Below are 18361 nucleotides of genomic sequence, written 5' to 3'. Positions count from 1 at the left end.
GGTGAAGTCGATTCAGGTTTTAGTTCGTGTTTGTACCGAAAAGGGCTCACAAGCTTTTTCAATCGCAAACCCTGAAAACTTGCCTGACAATAGTGTAAAATAAATATATTAATAATACCACTAGAAGCTGGAGGCTATTTAGATGAAATGGAAACAGATCCCCCTAGGTCCTTTGCAAACAAATTGCTATATCGTATATGATGAAAACCAATCATGCCTGATTGTGGACCCAGGAGATAATCCGAAAAAGCTGGCAACAGTGATTAAACAGCTTGAATTAAAGCCGGAAGCAATTGTGCTGACACATGCTCATTTCGATCATATTGGTGCGGTCGATAGAATAAGGGATAAGTATGGTATCAAGGTCTATATTCATGAAAACGAGAAAGACTGGTTACCAGATCCTGCCTTGAATGGTTCCCGGCATTTTATGCTGAACGAGCCGATTAAAGCCCGCGCTGCTGACTACTTGATTAAAGATGAGGGCGTTATGTCAATTGGCAGTTTTAAGTTCGAAGTATATGAAACGCCAGGGCATTCTCCAGGAAGTATCTCAATATATTTTCCAGAAGGAGAATTTGTACTGGCAGGAGATGCCCTTTTTAATGGAAGTATCGGAAGGACAGACTTGCCAGGTGGTAACCATAATCAATTAATCAGAAGCATTCATGATAAGCTCCTGGTACTGCCAGAACAAACAGAGGTGCTTCCCGGACACGGACCAACGACTACGATTGGTTTAGAAATGGATTCCAATCCGTTTTTAAACGGATTTTAAAGAGAGAAGAATGATTAAGAGACTAGGAAAGCCCTTCTCAAAGAGAAGGGCTTTCCTGGGGGATGTTCTATTCATATCATGGGAGGGGATATAGTTAAGCTACTACTAAAACAATATAATATCGAAAACACTATGTCAATAGTGAAAACTTTTTTTCAAGGAGTTATTATGAAAGAAATAATCAAACAGTTTATTGAAGCGTCCCCGGAAAAAATGATCTCTTATGCTGAGTATATGGAGCTTGCACTTTATCATCCAGAAGAAGGCTATTACATAAAGGAACGCAAAAAAATAGGCAAAGAGGGGGACTTTTATACATCGAGCAATGTAGCTGACATTTTTGGGAAATTGATCGGGAAATGGTTTGCGAAAAGCTTCAAATCCCTCGACTTGCCGCCTTCTGTTTGTGAAATAGGTGCTGGCAATGGGCGATTTGCCCGGGCATTCATTCAAGGCTGGAATGAAGTGAATGAGGAAACACTTAGCTATTGGATTGTGGAAGCAAGTCCGTATCATCGAAAGCTTCAAGCGGCAGAGTTAAATGGCTTGGAAAATGTGGACATCCTTTATGGAGAGGCATTTGAAAACACAGGAATGAAGCAAGGGATGGTTTTTTCAAATGAATTATTTGATGCTTTCCCAGTCCATGTTGTCGAAAGAAGTGAGAGTGTACTCTACGAAGTTTTTGTAAGCTATGAGAATGGACAACTTAAAGAGGTCATGGTCCCGGTAATGAATGATGAAATTTTTAGATTTATAAAAGATCAGGGAATTCAATTGGCTGAGGGACAAAGGATTGAGATACCGCTTACGTATGAACCTTTCATAAAATCGATCGCAGAGAATTTGACAAAGGGAATTATGTTGACTGTGGACTATGGTTATACGAAAGAAGAATGGATGCACCCATCGCGCAGGCATGGTAGCTTGAGGGGGTATTATCAGCACCAGATGCATCATGATATTTTACAGCATCCAGGGAAAATGGATCTTACAAGCCATGTGCATTTTGATGCACTTAAATCCATTGGTGAAAAATACGGCCTGAGCTTTGTGCAAAAAACGAGACAGGATGAATTCCTGATGGCTGCAGGGATATTAGAAGAGCTTGCCGAGCACAACGATCCTAATCCTTTTTCTGAAGCAAGCAAGCGCAATCGAGCTATCCGAAGCCTGATCCTGCCAGGCGGAATCAGCCAGTCATTTCATGTTCTCGTGCAGGCTAAAGGAATGGGCGGCCTGGATGGGAAACTATTTTAATATATGCGAAAGTAAATAAAAAAAGCGATGGAAACCATCGCTTTTTTTATTTGAACGAAACAATTGATCAATGCCCAGTTCCACCTAATGGCATCATAAATGTTGACCAGTAAGTAAATCCAGCAAAGAAAATCGTTAAGTATGCGCCGAAGACGTAAATGTACATACGCTCAGACAGTTTCAAGTAGCTTAATAACAAGAAAAATCCAGTTTGACCAAAGAAAATCAAGGACGTCGTATACATGTCACCCAAGAAAAACATGACAGCAAAGATTCCCGTCCAGAATCCTAAAACTCTGTACATACGATCCAAAGATATCCCTCCTTTACCCTACAAGTCCATCACTATCATATTATAAAGTAAAGTGGAGTGAAAAGTAAACAAGGATTGATTATTGTGCAATAACTGCTTGATATGAACAAGAGTCACAGCCTGTGAACATATTCTCTTTTTCGATCAATTCGATCTCGCCAAAGAGGGATTCGAACATTCCGCGTAAAAATTCATAGTGCATATTGCAGACTGTTTCTGTATGCTCCATTGCCACTTCCTTGAAAGGGCAATTGAAGATCTGGAAGTAAATCTTTGTCTTTTCACTGTTAGGTTCGAATTCAGGATAAAAACCAGCAAGAGTTGCAGCATTTTTGATCGAATTTAACTTATGTTCAAAAGTCATTTCAGCCGACATTTGTGGATGGCGGGCAAGTTCCTGATCCATCAGTTCTTCACCGAAGCGTTTACCTGTCATGTACAATGCCTTTTTTCCAGCTTCCCCAAGCGTCATCATGGTTGTCATTGCGATTTTGGACAATAGCTGATAATCGCGGAATGGGAAGTGCAGCTGGATCACTTCATCTGATAGACGGTATAGCCTGCTTGGGCGGCCGCCCTTTCCAGTCTTTTTCGTTTCAGATATCAGCATGTTGACATCTTCAAGTTTTGATAAATGCAGCCTAGCTACATTTGGATGGATATCAAAATTATCTGCGATTTCCTGGACAGTTACATCCTTATGCCTTTTTGTAATGTATTGATAAATATAATAACGCGTTGGATCAGACAAGACACTTGTGATTTTTAATGTTTGCTCCACCTTAGTTCACCTCAGACCACTAATTTGCCTTCATTATAATACAGAGGAAAATAAGGTTTACACTGTTTACACCATATGTTTAGAAAATGTTCACAACTAAATGGCGAAATGATGACAAAATAGTATACAAATGTTATACAAAAGTTATACAATATGTATATAAGATAATTTTGTTCGCCAGGAGGTTAACTTTATGGAAGAGCTGACGTTTTATTCATATCCAAGCTGTACTTCATGCCGTAAAACAAAAAAGTGGCTGGTCTCTAACAGCGTGAAATTCAAGGAACGTCATATGTTCAAAGATACTCCATCAAAAAAAGAATTAATGCAGATTTTATCACTGACGACCGAAGGCTTGGATGAACTGATCGCCACAAGGGGAGAAACTTATAAGAAACTTGATATGGATATGGAAGACCTGCCACTTTCAGAGGTCATCAAACTTGTCATTGAGGAACCGAAGCTGCTTAGACGACCAATCTTGACAGATGGGAAAAAGCTTATAGTTGGTTTTAACCCAGATGCATTGAAAAAAATAGCTAAATAAAAAAACGGAAGCGCCTGCTTCCGTTTTTTTACGAACTGGGCTAGCTGGATTCGAACCAACGCATGACGGAGTCAAAGTCCGTTGCCTTACCGCTTGGCTATAGCCCATTGATATGACTTGTTGACGTTACGGTAGTTATTATAAATAGAACTGTCACTATTTATACATATTTAAGGTTAATTTTTTGCAGGAAGAGAAGAGGGGGTGGCGAATTCCTTTTCTATAACCCAAAAAGGTGGTGCATGATTATTGTCAAATCAATTGAACAGCTAGCGGACAATGTCCTGAAAGATGCTCTAAGAAGTGGCGCGTCGGATATTCATATCATCCCCCGTGAAAAAGACACACTTATAAAATTCAGGCTAGGCAATCAGCTTCTCCCCCGGTATACGCTTGAGCAGGCAGATTGTGAACGGCTCATATCCCACTTCAAATTCACAGCTTCCATGGATATTGGTGAAAAAAGACGTCCTCAAAGCGGTGCTTTTACTTATCAATTCGAAGAAACGAAGACTGGCTTAAGGATTTCCACGCTCCCAGCCTACCAGAGCGAAAGCATGGTCATTCGACTCCTTCCCGAGCAAAATCAAACTCCTTCTTTCCAAATCTCATTATTCCCATCCACATCAAAAAAACTGATTTCCCTTTTAAAGCATGCACATGGCTTGATCATTTTTACTGGACCTACTGGAAGTGGTAAGACGACTACCTTATATTCCATGCTTTCTGAAACCTCGGAATTAGTCAATCGCAATGTAATCACCCTAGAAGATCCGATTGAAAAACCGAGTGACACAGTGCTGCAGGTCCAGGTCAATGAACGGGCAGGCATTTCATATTCTGCCGGCTTGAAGGCTATTCTGCGGCATGATCCGGATATTATCATGGTTGGGGAAATTCGGGATAAAGAGACAGCCGAAACGGCTATTAGGGCTTCGCTGACAGGTCATTTAGTTCTGACCACTATGCATACACGTGATGCAAGGGGAGCGATATACAGGCTGATTGAATTCGGGATCAATTGGCTTGAGATTGAACAGACATTGATTGCAGTAACGGCACAGAGGCTCGTTGAATTGACGTGTCCGTACTGTGAAGGAACTTGCTCGCCATTTTGCTATTCATCAGGAAGCGGAAAAAGAGGAAATGTTTTCGAAATCCTGACGGGGAAGGATTTATCTGCCGTACTGAAGGAAGCAAAGGGGGAGAGCCAAAGCTATCACTACAAGACGCTTAAAGATGCGATCCGGAAAGGAATCGCACTGGGGTTCATCAAGGAGTCCGAATACCAGAGGTGGGTTCTCAATGATGGAGAGTAAATGGCCTGTCGCTGAACAGGCCAGGTTCCTCAAAAGGACTGGCGAATTGCTGTCGCGCGGTTATTCTCTCGCTGAAGCGATTGAATCGATGACTTTTTATCTGGAAAAGAAGAGAAAGGCCGAGGTTAGGGAAAGTCTTGAAAAGCTGCGTGAAGGATTTCCACTATATCTGATTCTGGAAGAATTGAATTTTAAAAGGGATCTTGTCAGCTATGTTTATTTTGCAGAACAGCATGGGGGACTAGCACGCACCCTGATCGAAGGCAGTGACATGGTCATTAAGCGGGACTCAGACTACCAAAGATTAAAAAGGCTTGCTGCTTATCCATTACTGCTTTTGATGCTTACATTCAGCCTATTCTTTTTCGTCAACAGGATCTTGCTTCCGAAATTCAACTCACTATTTTTAGACATGAACCTGGATCCGAATGTCTTTATGAAAATCATCGGGGCAGCAGCCTCTTTTCTCCCAAACTTGCTCTATATTCTTCTTAGCCTCCTCACATTGTTTGTTTTATACTACTTCTCGAGCTTTAAAAACATCCATCCATTGAAACAAAAAATGATGCTTGTCAGGCTTCCGGTTGCCGGGAAATTTATCATGCTTCTGTACTCCCACTATTTCTCCGTCCAGTTAAGCTATTTATTTTCTGGCGGCCTTTCCGTGCTTGCGGCATTGAAGGTGTTTGAGCAAAACATACATGAACCTTTTGCCAGGGAAATAGGGAGGGATTTGATTTCAAAACTGGCTGCCGGCCAGGATTTTGACAAAGCAGTTGGAGAGTATCTGTTTTTTGAAGCGGAGCTGCCGAGGATTATTAAGCATGGGCAGGAGAACGGAAAGCTCGACCAGGAACTTTATTTTTACAGCAGGCATTGCCTGAAAGAACTTGAAGAAAAATCGGAAAAAGCGATGAAGATAGTGCAGCCGATTTTGTATAGCTTCATAGGCTTGCTCGTCGTTTCACTGTACCTCGCCATATTGCTGCCGATGTTCCAGATGTTGAAAGGGATTTAAGCATCTATATAATTCGGAAAAAATAAAGGAGAATACATGATGAAAAACCAGAAAGGTTTCACTTTGATAGAAATGATGATTGTTTTGCTCGTGATCTCTGTTCTGCTAATTATTACAGTCCCGAATATCGCTACACATAGTTCAAATATCAATTCAAAGGGGTGCGAGGGCTATATTAAAATGGTTGAGGCGCAGGTGCAGGCGTACAAAATAGATAACAATGCCATTCCTTCCTTTGACCAGCTTCAAACTGACAAGTACCTAAAAAACACGGGCTCTACTTGTCCTGATGGTAAAACTGGACTTGTAATAACTTCTGAAGGTGCAGTACTTACAGAAGAAGAGTTCAATGCAACCGGCCAATGAACCATTCTGGTGGTTTTACCATGGTCGAAATGCTGATTGTGCTATCAGCCTTCTTGATGCTCTCCCTCACATCTGCTTTTCTGTTTTCACCTCAAAAAGACTTGCTCGAAAAGGAGCTATTCTTTTCACAATTGAAATCCGACCTTCTCTACGGCCAGCAATACGCGATGTCCCACCAAGAGACCATCACGGTTCATATCATGCCGGAAAATAATTACTACTATATCCGCGGAATGGATTATACTGCGCCATACTTGGCCAAAAGACATTACTCACCTAATATCATCGTGGAAAAAGGAACGATGAAATTGATGTTCCAATATAAGCCGGATGGGAATATCGATAGTTTTGGGTCTATTTATATCGTTGCAGGGTCGAAAAAATATAAGATGATGTTTCAGATAGGAATGGGCAGATTTTATGTTGTCGAGGAATGATGGATTTTTTCTCAGTGAGATGCTGCTGTCACTGGCCGCGTTCTTCATGGGTGCTGCCATTCTGCTGCCGATTGCCATACAAGTTGTCAATCAGACAATAGACTCCGAAAAAAGTGTTGCAGCCGGCCATTTATTATATGACGAACTGATGTATCTGAAAATTAATGGAACATATTCGGGAAGAGAATATTTTATTCAGAATGGTGACCGCTATGATATCAAGGTCACAAAGAATGAGGGAGATTCCTCGTGGGAGGTTTGCATCCAATATGTTGATAATGCTCATCAGCAGCAAAAAAAATGTGCTTCTTCAGAATGAACGGGGCTTTACCATGGCTGAGATGCTTTTATCTGTTCTTCTATTCTTACTGATCGCCTCGATGCTGCCTTTAGGCATGAAAATCATCCTTGATCAACGTGTTGCTGAGAGTATGGAGAGACAAATGGAGTGGGAGGTCTTCAGCAGCCAGGTGAAAAGAGAAATCCGTTCTGCAGAGCAAATGACTGTCCAGCCAGACAAATTGCTGATGAAGGTGGATGAGCAAATTATTCTTTATGAAAAATATGCTAACAGTATGCGCAGGAGGGTGAATTACCAGGGACATGAAATCTTGATGCAAAACCTTTCAAGCTTCAGTTTTGGCAAAATAGCAGATGGCGTAGAGATAAAAGCAAGGGATTTAGAAGGTACCGATTACTGTGTCAGGGTCCATCGATTTTATCCAACTGGGGGTGTGGAACCATAAATCAAAAAGGGTTTGTCTATCCACTCACGATGATTTTTTTACTGTTGCTGTCACTTTCTATGCTGATATTGACAGAGAATTATGTCGCTGGGAAAAAATTCGCGAAGGAAATAGAGACGATCCAGCTGCAGGAGTACTATATGCTTTGCGCGGTCAAACAGACGGAGAACATGAGGAGCGATGGCTCTTTACCTGCTACAGGTATATTGAAGTATAAGTTAGGAGAGGTTAGCTTTCAAAAACGGGATATATCAGGCAGCGAAGAAGAAGTGATTTTTAACCTTAAGCTCGAAGGAGGGGAGAAAGCTCTGGGTATCGGGCAATATGACAAGAATACTTTAGCAATGATAAGATGGAGAGAAAAGAAATGACAGGTGATAAAAAGATATGGAAGCAATCTATCTGATTGGGTTCATGGGTTCAGGGAAAACTACTGTATCAAAGGCATTGGCCAAAAAGCTGGAAGTGGATGTATACGATACGGATATGGAAATTGTCAAGAGAGCTGGAATGACAATTAATGAAATTTTCTTCCATAAAGGGGAAGAGCAATTTCGTAGTCTCGAGTCAGAGGTATTACACTCAATGCCGGTAACAGATGCCGTTGTGGCCACCGGGGGCGGAATTATTGGGTCAGAAAAGAACAGGGGATTTTTAAAAGGAAAAAAGAATGTTGTCTTCCTGCAAGCAGATTTCGGCGCTATTATGGATAGGCTCAAGGGAGACGACACCAGGCCTTTATTGAGCGAAAACAAAATGGAAGCAGCGGAAGAACTGTACAGAAGCAGGCTTCCTTTATATCAAGAGACGGCAAAAATCGAAATTGATACTTCGGGAAAAACTGTTTCAATGATTGTCGATGAAATCATCCAGCGTATGAAAAAGTGACTCATGGTTATACTTGTTAACGTACGAAGGATGGTGTAGCGATGAAAACAAATGATTATGTGAAGTACCTTACCCAGACTGTTGTAAAATATATTGACCAGCCTAAAGAAGAACGCCAGAAGATCAAGCAGGCAAAGAAAGACGCAGAAGCAACCTTTATGTTCAGGTGGTTCGGCATCCTGCCATTTATGCTGATGTCCAGTATCAAAAAGAAAAAGAAATAACTTGTAAACCCGGCTTAAACCATAGCCGGGTTTGTTTTTTAGAGACTACTCATCATAAAGCACTATCGGTTAAGTAAAATAATCCTCCATTGACGATTTCGATATTAATTTTGGGTTCATATTGCTCCTGTAATGCGGCTTTTTCGGTTTTATAGCTATCAGACTCTTCTTCTTCATTTTCATAAAAATGATGGAGCAACTCCAGATCCTTCTGCCAGCGTTTTCTTGCGTCTTCTGCCCAGGTATGGTCCTCTTGTTCAACCCTGGTGTTCAAAAATGACTGGATTCTGTTTACGCCGCTTTTTGGCTTGATGAGTGGAGAAAGTGTATAAGCGTAGTCCGGTATTTTTGAACTGAGCGGCAGCTTCAATAATTTCTCATGAAAGTCTTCCACCATCCTGCCGTTGATCAACTGAAGGCCGATTGAATGGAAAACATCACGCTTTCTGTCGCACTGATAGGATATTTTCATATTCAGTCCTATCCAGGGGATAAGCGGTGTCTGTACAGGAAATTGGTTATTTTGATATAACCGGATATATCCGGCCAGGTTTTTGGTCGATGCAAAGATTTGATGAAGCCGAGGAGAGCCAAAATGGATGATCTCGCCTTTCATATCGTCTGGCGCCTGCTGTTTATTGGTTATGAAGGTCAGCTTCATTGGGTTGGGGACTCCGCCAGTCTTCTCAAGATAATGCCAGTAAAACGGTCGGTTCATCAACTCTTTGTCAAGGTCCACCGTCAGCTGCACTGTCATATAACCTTTATTATTTTCAACCAATTCACAGTTATTCGCGGTAAAATATCTTTCGAGAAAATTATGAATTTCCTGTTGCTGCACGCTGAGTTCCCTCCTTCATTTCCTCTGCGAACTGAATCATCGATGTCAGGTTTTCCATCTTTATGCGAATCTCACCTTCAGAAGCCGACTTTCCAAAAATATCGGTTAGATGATCTTCAATATTGCCAAACTCCAATTTAGTCAGGATGTCATCCAGTTCCCCGATGACTTTTTCAAACAAGTTGATCTTTTCATATAGCAGTTTCAATACATGTTCTTCGACTGTATCTTTTGTCGCGAAATTATAAATTTTTACATCCTTCTCCTGCCCGAGGCGGTGAATCCTTCCGATCCTCTGCTCAAGTCTCATCGGATTCCACGGAAGATCAAAGTTGATGATATGGCTGCAGAATTGCAGGTTGATCCCTTCGCCACCGGCTTCCGTGGCAATCAGGACCTGGACATTCTTCTGGAAAAGCTCCCTCATCCAATCTTTCTTGCCTCGTTTGAATCCACCTCGAAAGGGCACAGATGTTATGCCATTTTGCTTAAGGAACCATTGAAGATATAGCTGGGTAGCCCTGTACTCGGTAAAAATAATGACCTTGTCATTAATTTGCTGAATTAATTCCAGCGCTTTTTCAGCTTTGGAATTCTTTGTTACTGCCTCTACACGCTTGATTAGCTGTGCGATGGTGTTTTGGAAACCGACTGATGGATTCTCCTGTCTTTGAAGCATGTTCCTGAGTGTATAGAAAACGGCTTCCCTGCTGCTGCAAGCTTCCCGCTGAAGTGTCATTAACGAGAATTGGCTTGAGCTGAGCCCGCTTTCAGAACCTCTTAATGACTGAATCGAGTCGTAAAGTGCCCGTTCTTGTTCCGAGAACTGAATAGGAATGGTTTCGACATGACGCTTCGTCCATTCGATTCCAGTGTCAGCCCGCCTGTTGCGGATCATCACTTTATTGACCAGTTCCCGGAGATGTTCATCATCGTTTACTGTCCTTGCGTCCTTTTTATATTTATCAAAAAAGGCTGTTTCACTGCCTAAGTGACCGGGTTTTAAAAGTGAAACAAGATTGAAAATTTCTTCGATCCGGTTTTGTATTGGTGTTGCAGTCAGAAGCAGACAAAACCTTTTCTTGAGATTTTGGACAAATTCATAGTTTTTTGTTTTATTATTTTTAAGCTTGTGAGCTTCATCAATAATGATAAGGTCATAATTTAAATTATTGATGATATCCCGGTGAGGCGCTCGTTTAGCTGTGTCGATTGATGAGACAACAACATCACACTGTTCCCATACGTAACTTTTCTTCTGGGCAATGGCGGGGATATGGAATTTTGTATTCAGCTCCATGGCCCATTGTGAAACAAGGGAAGCTGGAACTAGAATCAATACTTTTTTGACAAGGCCTCTTATCATATATTCTTTCAGAATCAACCCCGCCTCGATTGTTTTCCCTAGACCCACTTCATCTGCCAGTATTGCTTTTCCGTTCATGTTTTCAACGACCTGCTTCGCTACTTCCAGCTGATGCGGCAGGGGAGTGAGTTCAGGAAGATGCGCTGGTGCCTGAAGGCCTTCAAATTCTGGTATGATGGTATGTTTTTCTATCTCCACGGCAAGCTTGTATAGCTCCCAATTTCCCCAGGGCCCGTCATTATCAATTCTTTCAGCCATTTCGTCCTGCCAGGAAGAATCAAAGTTGATTTGCACGGTCATTTTATCCACCTCTTTTAATGTATAAATATATTGCCGAAATTAGCTTTCTAATGGTAGGATGAAGTTAGCTTTTGAATGTTTTGAAATTTGTCATTTTATAGTCTTAAATAGTCAGTTTGCAGACATGTGTAATAACGTCTAGCATGCCCAATTGTGAAAATAATATAAATGCGGATGACAACAAGGGGAGAGACTACTTTAGTAGCGCCGAAGGAGCAAGCAGACTTTGTGAATCTCTCAGGCAAAAGAACTCTTGTTTGACGCATCTCTGGAGAGCGCTTTTTTAGTGGGAGCCACCAAAGGGGAAAGCCTTTACAGGTAAACTTTCAGGTGAAAGGACAGAGACCTTCTCAGATTCAGAGGGGGTGCTCTGTCCTTTTTTATGGTCCATTGACAGAGTATTTTGACTCACTAAAACGTTGTCGCAAACTGATTTTTAGCTATAGGACGAAGGGGGATACATAATGACTGAATTAAAACGGACACCGTTATTCGAAGTGTATAAGGAAAATGGTGGAAAAACGGTTGATTTCGGAGGCTGGGAACTTCCTGTCCAGTTTTCGAGCATCAAGGAAGAGCATGAAGCAGTTAGGACAAAAGCTGGTCTGTTCGATGTTTCTCACATGGGAGAAATTGAGGTGAAAGGCCCCGATAGTCTGGACTATTTACAAAAGATGATGACGAATGATGTTTCAAAGCTTAAAAATGGCGGTGCCCAATACACAGCGATGTGTTATGAGACAGGCGGCACTGTGGATGATTTATTGATTTATAAACTCGAGGATGAGCATTACCTCCTTGTTGTGAATGCCTCCAATATCGAAAAAGATTTCGATTGGATGAATGATCACCTTGATGGGGATGTGCAGATCGAGAATTTATCCGAAGGCATGGCGCAGCTTGCGTTACAGGGCCCGCTTGCTGAGGGAGTCCTGCAAAAGCTTGCAAAGGACCATGACCTAAGCACAATCGGTTTCTTCAAGTTCAGTGAAGAAGTGGACCTGAATGGCAAGAAAGCGCTCGTATCGCGAACAGGATATACAGGCGAAGATGGATTTGAGGTCTATTGCGATGCCGGGGATGCTGTAAGCCTCTGGAAGGAAATCCTTGAAGCAGGCAAAGAAGAGGGAGTCATCCCATGCGGACTTGGTGCAAGGGATACATTACGCTTTGAAGCCAATCTGGCATTATACGGCCAGGAGCTTTCATCAGAAATCAGCCCGCTTGAAGCTGGAATTGGCTTCGCAGTAAAGCTGAATAAAGAAGCAGATTTTATCGGAAAAGAAGCGCTTAAGCAGCAAAAAGAAAATGGCCTTCCTAGAAAGCTTGTCGGCATTGAAATGATCGACCGTGGGATTCCTCGCCATGGATACCCAGTTTACAAAGGGGACACTCAGATTGGCGAAGTCACTACAGGCACGCAATCACCGACGCTCAAGAAGAACATCGGGCTTGCACTGATTGATACAAAAGAAACTGAGTTAGGCAATGAAGTGGAAGTTGAAATCCGCGGCAAGCGTTTAAAAGCTGCTGTTTCTGCTACACCTTTTTATAAAAGAGATAAAAAGTAAAAGCCGGAGAGGGGAAAAAGTTATGAAGCATCGCTATTTACCGCTGACTGAAAGTGATAAAAACGCAATGTTGGAAAGCATTGGCGTCGCATCAATCGATGAATTGTTCAGCGATATTCCTGAAAAAGTCCGTTTTGCCGGAGAATACAACATCAAACCAGCCAAGTCTGAAACAGCACTGATGAAAGAGCTTGCACAGATGGCTGCAAAAAATGCCGATTTGAAAATGAATTCTTCATTTATCGGCGCAGGTGTCTACGACCATTACATCCCGGTGATCGTTGACCATGTCCTTTCACGCTCAGAGTTTTACACTGCCTATACACCATATCAGCCGGAAATCTCTCAGGGAGAGCTTCAGGCAATCTTTGAATTCCAGACGATGATCTGTGAATTGACTGGCATGGAAGTAGCGAACTCCTCTATGTATGACGGCGGCACAGCACTGGCTGAAGCTGCGATGCTTAGTGCGGGACATACGAGAAGAAAGAAAGTATTGATTTCAAGTGCTGTCCATCCTGAATACAAGGATGTAGTCAGGAGTTATGCAAAGGGCCAGTACATCGATGTTGTCGAAGTACCGCATAATGATGGCGTTACTGACCTTGAAGCACTGAAGAATATGGCAAGTGAAGAAGTTGCTGCTGTTATTGTCCAGTATCCAAACTTCTTTGGCGGCATCGAGTCGATGAAAGAAATCGAAGAAATCGCACATGAAAATAAATCATTGTTCGTCGTATCCAGCAACCCGCTTGCATTAGGTGCATTGACGCCTCCTGGTAAGTTCGGTGCAGATATCGTTACGGGAGACGCACAGCCATTCGGAATTCCGACAGCATTTGGCGGACCGCACTGCGGATACTTCGCTGTTTCAGGAAAGCTAATGAGAAAGGTACCGGGCAGACTTGTCGGACAGACGAAGGATGACCAGGGCCGCCGCGGATTCGTATTGACTCTTCAGGCGAGGGAACAGCATATCCGCCGCGATAAAGCGACATCCAATATTTGTTCCAACCAGGCCTTGAATGCGCTTGCTGCCTCTGTGGCAATGACAGCCCTCGGTAAAAAAGGCGTTCGTGAAATGGCTGTTGCCAATATCCAAAAAGCAAATTATGCGAAAAAGGCATTTAAAGAGAATGGCTTTGAAATCGCATTCGAAGGGCCAATCTTTAACGAATTCGTCGTGAAACTGAATAAGCCTGTAAAAGAAGTGAACCAACAGCTGCTTAAGAAGGGCATCATCGGTGGTTATGATCTAGGCCGGGATGATTCCAATCTTGAACACCATATGCTTATTGCGGTAACAGAGTTAAGAACAAAAGAAGAAATCGATACGTTTGTAAAGGAAATGGGGGATATCAATGCATAAGGAAGATCAGCCACTCATTTTTGAATTAAGTACACCAGGCCGTGTCGGCTACAGCCTTCCGGAAATGGATGTTCCAGAAGCTGATTTATCAGAGCTTTTACCAAAAGGATTCCTCCGTGAAGAGGAGCCGGAACTTCCTGAGGCTTCCGAGCTTGATATCATGCGCCATTACACGGCATTATCGAAGCGCAACCACGGTGTAGACTCAGGGTTCTATCCGCTTGGCTCTTGCACAATGAAATACAATCCTAAGATGAATGAAAATGTGGCGCGCTTCAACGGCTTTGCCCATTTACACCCATTGCAGGATGAAAGCTCTGTACAGGGAGCTCTTGAATTGATGTACGACCTGCAGGAACACCTGATTGAAATCACTGGTATGGATGAAGTGACCCTCCAGCCTGCAGCCGGTGCACATGGTGAGTGGACGGGCTTGATGATGATCCGTGCATATCATGAAGCAAACGGCGATCACAACCGTACGAAAGTAATCGTTCCTGACTCTGCTCACGGAACGAACCCAGCTTCAGCAACAGTAGCTGGATTTGAAACAATCACTGTAAAATCAGATGAAAACGGTCTGGTTGACTTAGAAGACCTTAAGAAGGTGGTCGGCGAAGATACAGCAGCATTGATGCTGACTAACCCGAACACACTTGGCTTATTTGAAGAAAACATTCTTGAGATGGCTGAGATTGTCCACGGTGCAGGCGGAAAGCTTTACTATGATGGAGCGAACCTGAATGCTGTTATGTCCAAGGCACGCCCTGGCGACATGGGCTTTGATGTGGTTCACTTGAACCTGCACAAGACATTCACAGGCCCTCACGGCGGCGGCGGACCAGGTTCAGGCCCTGTCGGTGTAAAAGCAGATTTGATTCCATTTTTGCCTAAGCCAATCGTGACGAAGCAGGATGGCGTTTATAAGTTCGATTACGACCGTCCACAGTCAATCGGAAGGGTTAAGCCTTTCTACGGCAACTTCGGCATCAATGTCCGCGCATACACGTATATCCGCACAATGGGTCCAGATGGCTTGAAAGCCGTTACTGAGTATGCAGTGCTGAACGCGAACTATATGATGAGAAGACTTGCAGAGTACTATGATCTGCCATTCAACAGACACTGCAAGCACGAATTCGTCCTCAGCGGCAAACGCCAGAAGAAGCTTGGCGTCCGTACATTGGACATTGCAAAACGCTTGCTAGATTTCGGCTACCATCCGCCAACCATCTACTTCCCATTGAATGTAGAAGAAGCGATCATGATCGAGCCAACAGAAACAGAATCCAAGGAAACTCTCGATGCGTTCATCGACGCGATGATCCAGATCGCAAAAGAAGCAGAAGAGAATCCAGAAATCGTCCAGGAAGCGCCACACTCTACAGTAATAGGCCGTCTGGATGAAACAACAGCTGCAAGGAAACCGGTTTTACGCTACCAGAAAGCTGAATAGTATGATAAGAGTCCTGCCAGTTTAGTTATTGGCAGGACTTTTTTTGTATTTGAAAACAAGGTATGGCCTCTGAAGAGGAGAAGCTGTGTGTTGGTCTGAACCTGGTGTGACTTCGGACAAAATTAGGAGGAGAAGCTGGGGTTTTGTCTGAACTTGGTGTGACTTCGTACAGAATTAGGAGGAGAAGCTGGGATATTGTCCGAACCTAGTGTTACTTCGGACAAAATTAGGAGGAGAAGCCTGGGTTTTGTCCGAACCTGTTGTGACTTCGGACAAAATGAAGAGGAGAAGCCGAGATATTGTCCGAACCTGGTGTGACTTCAGACAAAATGAAGAGGGGAAGCTGAGGTTTTGTTCCAACTTGGTATGACTTCGGACAAAATGAAGAGGGGAATCCGAGATATTGTCCGAACCTAGTGTTACTTCGGACAAAATTAGGAGGAGAAGCCTGGGTTTTGTCCGAACCTGTTGTGACTTCGGACAAAATGAAGAGGAGAAGCCGAGATATTGTCCGAACTTGGTGTGACTTCAGACAAAATGAAGAGGGGAAGCTGAGGTTTTGTTCCAACTTGGTGTGACTTCGGACAAAATGAAGAGGGGAATTCGGGATTTTGTCCGAACCTGGTGTGACTTCGGACAAAATGAAGAGGAGCAGTCGAGATATTGTCCGAACCTAGTGTTACTTCGTACAAAATTAGGTGGAAAAGCCTGGGTTTTGTCTGAACCTGGTGTGACTTCGTCCAGAATTAGGAGGTGAAATATTGGGTTTTGTCCGATCCTATTGTGACTTCGGACAAAATGAAGAGGGGAATTCGGGATAATGTCAGAACCTGGTGTGACTTCGGACAAAATGAAAAGGGGAAGCTGAGTTTTTGTCTGAACTTGGTGTGACTTCAGACAAAATTAAAATGGGAATCCGATATTTTATTCGAATCCAGGAGGAATTTGCGTGATCCGGCAAGAATTTAGTTTGATTATCTCCTAAAGTAAAAAAGCTAACCCCCCAGCATTCCTGCTGAGGGGTAATTTTTATGGGAAGATTGCTTATTTAGCTTTGACTTTGCCGCCCCATTTTTTGAAGCCGCCTTGTAGATGATTCAGGTCCTTATAGCCTTTTTTGTAAAGCAGCTGTGCAGCACGTCCGCTGCGGGAACCGCTCTGGCAGTAAAGGTAGACCGGCTTGTCCGGCCTGATTTCCTTCAGGCGAGCTTTAAGTTGGGTAAGCGGGATATTTCTTGCACCAAGGATGTGTCCACCTGCAAATTCATTCGGTTCACGGACATCAATCAATTGCGCCTTACGATAACCGGCTTTGAATTCTTCCTCTGTCAGGGTATTGAGAATTTTTTTCTGGCGGAAATACATAAACACAGAGTATAGAATTACCGCAACTGTCAGGACGATTAAAAAGATAAGTGTATCCAAAACATATTTCTCCTTTCAAGCTTAGCTGAGCCAATTATAATTATATAAGCCTTCATGGCAGAGAGCAAAGGAAATTCGTAAATTTCTTTAAATCATCTTGCTTTGCTTTTGAAATTTATTTTGTTAGACTAAAAAAATCTTAGCATAAACTATTTTTAAATGGGGTTACTTTGTATGGATAAAGAGGTATGGGGATTCATTGATTCAGGTGACTGTTCACCTTCTTTTAACATGGCGCTTGATGAGGCCTTGCTTGAATGGCATGGTGCCGGAAAAATTCCTCCAGTGGTCCGTTTTTACGGATGGAACCCGGCGACACTTTCAGTTGGCTATTTCCAGAGGATTGAAAGAGAAATTGATATGGAAGCTGTGAAGCAGCACGGTCTTGGTTTTGTAAGGCGACCTACTGGCGGACGGGGCGTGCTTCATGAACATGAACTTACATACAGCGTAATCGTAACCGAAGAACATCCAGAAATGCCAAAGACAGTTACAGAAGCATACAGGGTGATTTCAGAAGGGATTTTACAAGGGTTCCAGAAGTTAGGTTTGGAAGCTTATTTCGCTGTGCCAAAAACACCTGCTGATAAAGAAGCGTTGAAAAACCCGCGGTCCGCAGTTTGTTTTGATGCTCCAAGCTGGTATGAACTTGTTGTAGAGGGGCGTAAAGTGGCAGGCAGCGCCCAGACCCGGCAAAAAGGGGTTATCCTTCAGCATGGATCCATTTTGCTTGATTTGGATGAGGATAAGCTTTTCAGCCTGTTCAAGTATCCGAATGACAGGGTGAAGGAAAGAATGCAGCGAGCCTTCAAGACTAAAGCCGTTGCAATCAATGAAATCAGCAGCCGCAAAATCGGCCTTGAAGAAGCGAAAAAAGCATTCAAAGAAGGTTTTGAGGATGGCTTGGGCATTATTTTAGAGCCATATACTTTAAGTGACGAAGAATTGGATTATGTAAATGCGCTGGCCAAAAATAAGTACGAATCCGATGAGTGGAATTTTAAAAGATAAAAATATTTAAAAGCGGATATCCCGCTTTTTTTGTTTTTATCCAGTATTTTCTAGGCCCTTAGGATTTATAAAAAGTGCAACCCTCGAAATTTGTTGTTTTTTATCATTAACTGGAGATATTCTATCTTTCTCTCTTAATATCTCGATTTTTTAATAGTTTTCATGTTTGACAAAATCATTATCTTTTGACCTGAACACCATATATAGTGTTGTCGAAAATAAAAAATACACTATATATTGATTTTTGATGTTTCGATATGATAACGTAAGGGTAATTCAACAATGCAGCTAGAATTACATACTTCTAGTAAGACATTAGAGAAAAGATATAACCTTAGAAGGAGT

The 18361-nt window shown here is 42.6% G+C and carries 21 protein-coding genes, 1 tRNA gene and 1 riboswitch; of the genes, 16 read left to right on the top strand and 6 right to left on the bottom strand.

What is annotated here, in order from left to right; genetic code table 11:
* The first annotated feature begins 142 nt into the window (after positions 1-142).
* Both RH061_RS16105 and RH061_RS16100 read left to right on the top strand, forming a co-directional pair.
* Positions 143-778, top strand: a complete 636-nt coding sequence (locus RH061_RS16105) for an MBL fold metallo-hydrolase (protein WP_311071665.1) — start codon at positions 143-145, stop codon at positions 776-778.
* A gap of 168 nt (positions 779-946) precedes the next feature.
* A complete protein-coding gene (locus RH061_RS16100) occupies positions 947-2038 on the top strand; it encodes a class I SAM-dependent methyltransferase (RefSeq protein WP_311071662.1) in 1092 nt (363 codons plus the stop codon).
* A 67-nt stretch (positions 2039-2105) separates the two neighbouring features.
* Here the strand turns inward: RH061_RS16100 and RH061_RS16095 are convergent, their stop codons facing one another.
* Both RH061_RS16095 and RH061_RS16090 read right to left on the bottom strand, forming a co-directional pair.
* Positions 2106-2351 (bottom strand): DUF2626 domain-containing protein, encoded by a 246-nt coding sequence (locus RH061_RS16095; protein WP_023627332.1) that lies wholly within the window; start codon positions 2349-2351, stop codon positions 2106-2108.
* A 79-nt stretch (positions 2352-2430) separates the two neighbouring features.
* Positions 2431-3132: a helix-turn-helix transcriptional regulator gene (locus tag RH061_RS16090; RefSeq protein ID WP_311071656.1), complete on the bottom strand. Its 702-nt coding sequence runs from the start codon at positions 3130-3132 to the stop codon at positions 2431-2433.
* Between the two features lie 193 nt (positions 3133-3325).
* Here RH061_RS16090 and RH061_RS16085 point away from each other — a divergent pair, with 193 nt between their 5' ends.
* A complete protein-coding gene (locus RH061_RS16085) occupies positions 3326-3679 on the top strand; it encodes a Spx/MgsR family RNA polymerase-binding regulatory protein (RefSeq protein WP_311071654.1) in 354 nt (117 codons plus the stop codon).
* 35 nt (positions 3680-3714) lie between these two features.
* On the opposite strand, the gene RH061_RS16080 is transcribed toward RH061_RS16085, so the two are convergent.
* A tRNA-Gln gene (locus tag RH061_RS16080) sits at positions 3715-3786 on the bottom strand.
* A gap of 135 nt (positions 3787-3921) precedes the next feature.
* Here RH061_RS16080 and comGA point away from each other — a divergent pair.
* Genes comGA through RH061_RS16035 form a run of 9 tightly spaced genes read left to right on the top strand, consistent with a single transcriptional unit; the run spans position 3922 to position 8677 of the window.
* The gene (gene comGA, locus RH061_RS16075) at positions 3922-4998 is read left to right on the top strand and encodes a competence type IV pilus ATPase ComGA (RefSeq protein WP_311071652.1); all 1077 of its coding nucleotides are present in this window, start codon (positions 3922-3924) and stop codon (positions 4996-4998) included.
* Entirely contained in the window at positions 4985-6016 is a 1032-nt protein-coding gene (gene comGB, locus RH061_RS16070) for a competence type IV pilus assembly protein ComGB (protein ID WP_311071650.1), read from the top strand. Before comGA ends, comGB begins: the two co-directional genes overlap by 14 nt.
* A gap of 39 nt (positions 6017-6055) precedes the next feature.
* The gene (comGC, locus tag RH061_RS16065; protein ID WP_311076428.1) at positions 6056-6382 is read left to right on the top strand and encodes a competence type IV pilus major pilin ComGC; all 327 of its coding nucleotides are present in this window, start codon (positions 6056-6058) and stop codon (positions 6380-6382) included.
* A gap of 20 nt (positions 6383-6402) precedes the next feature.
* The gene (gene comGD / locus RH061_RS16060; RefSeq protein WP_311071648.1) at positions 6403-6819 is read left to right on the top strand and encodes a competence type IV pilus minor pilin ComGD; all 417 of its coding nucleotides are present in this window, start codon (positions 6403-6405) and stop codon (positions 6817-6819) included.
* Positions 6803-7138 (top strand): hypothetical protein, encoded by a 336-nt coding sequence (locus RH061_RS16055; protein WP_311071647.1) that lies wholly within the window; start codon positions 6803-6805, stop codon positions 7136-7138. The genes comGD and RH061_RS16055 overlap by 17 nt, the downstream gene beginning before the upstream one ends.
* Positions 7020-7565, top strand: coding sequence for a competence type IV pilus minor pilin ComGF (gene comGF / locus RH061_RS16050; RefSeq protein ID WP_311071646.1), 546 nt, complete (start codon positions 7020-7022; stop codon positions 7563-7565). The genes RH061_RS16055 and comGF overlap by 119 nt, the downstream gene beginning before the upstream one ends.
* 59 nt (positions 7566-7624) lie before the next feature.
* Complete coding sequence (gene comGG / locus RH061_RS16045) at positions 7625-7936, top strand: competence type IV pilus minor pilin ComGG (RefSeq protein WP_311071644.1); 312 nt, start codon at positions 7625-7627, stop codon at positions 7934-7936.
* Positions 7937-7952: 16 nt separating this feature from the next.
* Positions 7953-8453 carry a shikimate kinase gene (locus RH061_RS16040; RefSeq protein WP_311071642.1) on the top strand — a complete coding sequence of 167 codons (501 nt, stop codon included), beginning with the start codon at positions 7953-7955 and terminating at the stop codon, positions 8451-8453.
* 41 nt (positions 8454-8494) lie between these two features.
* Entirely contained in the window at positions 8495-8677 is a 183-nt protein-coding gene (locus tag RH061_RS16035) for a YqzE family protein (protein ID WP_311071641.1), read from the top strand.
* Between the two features lie 52 nt (positions 8678-8729).
* Here RH061_RS16035 and RH061_RS16030 read toward each other — a convergent pair whose 3' ends face one another.
* Both RH061_RS16030 and RH061_RS16025 read right to left on the bottom strand, forming a co-directional pair.
* The gene (locus RH061_RS16030; protein WP_311071639.1) at positions 8730-9518 is read right to left on the bottom strand and encodes a YqhG family protein; all 789 of its coding nucleotides are present in this window, start codon (positions 9516-9518) and stop codon (positions 8730-8732) included.
* Entirely contained in the window at positions 9496-11184 is a 1689-nt protein-coding gene (locus RH061_RS16025) for a DEAD/DEAH box helicase (protein WP_311071637.1), read from the bottom strand. Before RH061_RS16025 ends, RH061_RS16030 begins: the two co-directional genes overlap by 23 nt.
* Before the next feature lie 174 nt (positions 11185-11358).
* Positions 11359-11447: riboswitch (glycine riboswitch) on the top strand.
* 201 nt (positions 11448-11648) lie between these two features.
* Here RH061_RS16025 and gcvT point away from each other — a divergent pair.
* From gcvT to gcvPB, 3 genes are read left to right on the top strand one after another with little or no spacing between them, the layout of a single operon-like run.
* Complete coding sequence (gcvT, locus tag RH061_RS16020; protein WP_311071635.1) at positions 11649-12755, top strand: glycine cleavage system aminomethyltransferase GcvT; 1107 nt, start codon at positions 11649-11651, stop codon at positions 12753-12755.
* A gap of 22 nt (positions 12756-12777) precedes the next feature.
* Positions 12778-14124: an aminomethyl-transferring glycine dehydrogenase subunit GcvPA gene (gene gcvPA / locus RH061_RS16015; protein ID WP_311071633.1), complete on the top strand. Its 1347-nt coding sequence runs from the start codon at positions 12778-12780 to the stop codon at positions 14122-14124.
* Positions 14117-15580 carry an aminomethyl-transferring glycine dehydrogenase subunit GcvPB gene (gene gcvPB, locus RH061_RS16010; protein ID WP_311071632.1) on the top strand — a complete coding sequence of 488 codons (1464 nt, stop codon included), beginning with the start codon at positions 14117-14119 and terminating at the stop codon, positions 15578-15580. The genes gcvPA and gcvPB overlap by 8 nt, the downstream gene beginning before the upstream one ends.
* Before the next feature lie 1044 nt (positions 15581-16624).
* Here gcvPB and RH061_RS16005 read toward each other — a convergent pair.
* Positions 16625-16945, bottom strand: a complete 321-nt coding sequence (locus RH061_RS16005; RefSeq protein WP_311076427.1) for a rhodanese-like domain-containing protein — start codon at positions 16943-16945, stop codon at positions 16625-16627.
* Between the two features lie 234 nt (positions 16946-17179).
* Between RH061_RS16005 and RH061_RS16000 the strand changes: the two genes are divergently transcribed.
* Entirely contained in the window at positions 17180-18016 is an 837-nt protein-coding gene (locus RH061_RS16000; protein WP_311071629.1) for a lipoate--protein ligase family protein, read from the top strand.
* Positions 18017-18361 lie beyond the last annotated feature (345 nt).

The sequence above is a fragment of the Mesobacillus jeotgali genome, from assembly GCF_031759225.1.
In the GTDB taxonomy this organism is placed as follows: Bacteria; Bacillota; Bacilli; order Bacillales; family Cytobacillaceae; genus Mesobacillus; species Mesobacillus jeotgali_B.
This window is presented reverse-complemented; position numbering and strand designations above follow the sequence as displayed.

Coding starts and splice junctions, on each gene's coding strand:
- RH061_RS16085 (WP_311071654.1), top strand. CDS start 3,326: ATGGAAGAGCTGACGTTTTATTCATATCCAAGCTGTACTTCATGCCGT.
- gcvPA (WP_311071633.1), top strand. CDS start 12,778: ATGAAGCATCGCTATTTACCGCTGACTGAAAGTGATAAAAACGCAATG.
- RH061_RS16055 (WP_311071647.1), top strand. CDS start 6,803: ATGTTGTCGAGGAATGATGGATTTTTTCTCAGTGAGATGCTGCTGTCA.
- comGA (WP_311071652.1), top strand. CDS start 3,922: ATGATTATTGTCAAATCAATTGAACAGCTAGCGGACAATGTCCTGAAA.
- RH061_RS16000 (WP_311071629.1), top strand. CDS start 17,180: ATGGATAAAGAGGTATGGGGATTCATTGATTCAGGTGACTGTTCACCT.
- comGF (WP_311071646.1), top strand. CDS start 7,020: ATGGTGACCGCTATGATATCAAGGTCACAAAGAATGAGGGAGATTCCT.
- gcvPB (WP_311071632.1), top strand. CDS start 14,117: ATGCATAAGGAAGATCAGCCACTCATTTTTGAATTAAGTACACCAGGC.
- comGD (WP_311071648.1), top strand. CDS start 6,403: ATGGTCGAAATGCTGATTGTGCTATCAGCCTTCTTGATGCTCTCCCTC.
- comGG (WP_311071644.1), top strand. CDS start 7,625: ATGCTGATATTGACAGAGAATTATGTCGCTGGGAAAAAATTCGCGAAG.
- RH061_RS16105 (WP_311071665.1), top strand. CDS start 143: ATGAAATGGAAACAGATCCCCCTAGGTCCTTTGCAAACAAATTGCTAT.
- RH061_RS16025 (WP_311071637.1), bottom strand. CDS start 11,184: ATGACCGTGCAAATCAACTTTGATTCTTCCTGGCAGGACGAAATGGCT.
- RH061_RS16005 (WP_311076427.1), bottom strand. CDS start 16,945: ATGTATTTCCGCCAGAAAAAAATTCTCAATACCCTGACAGAGGAAGAA.
- RH061_RS16100 (WP_311071662.1), top strand. CDS start 947: ATGAAAGAAATAATCAAACAGTTTATTGAAGCGTCCCCGGAAAAAATG.
- RH061_RS16040 (WP_311071642.1), top strand. CDS start 7,953: ATGGAAGCAATCTATCTGATTGGGTTCATGGGTTCAGGGAAAACTACT.
- RH061_RS16035 (WP_311071641.1), top strand. CDS start 8,495: ATGAAAACAAATGATTATGTGAAGTACCTTACCCAGACTGTTGTAAAA.
- comGC (WP_311076428.1), top strand. CDS start 6,056: ATGAAAAACCAGAAAGGTTTCACTTTGATAGAAATGATGATTGTTTTG.
- comGB (WP_311071650.1), top strand. CDS start 4,985: ATGATGGAGAGTAAATGGCCTGTCGCTGAACAGGCCAGGTTCCTCAAA.
- gcvT (WP_311071635.1), top strand. CDS start 11,649: ATGACTGAATTAAAACGGACACCGTTATTCGAAGTGTATAAGGAAAAT.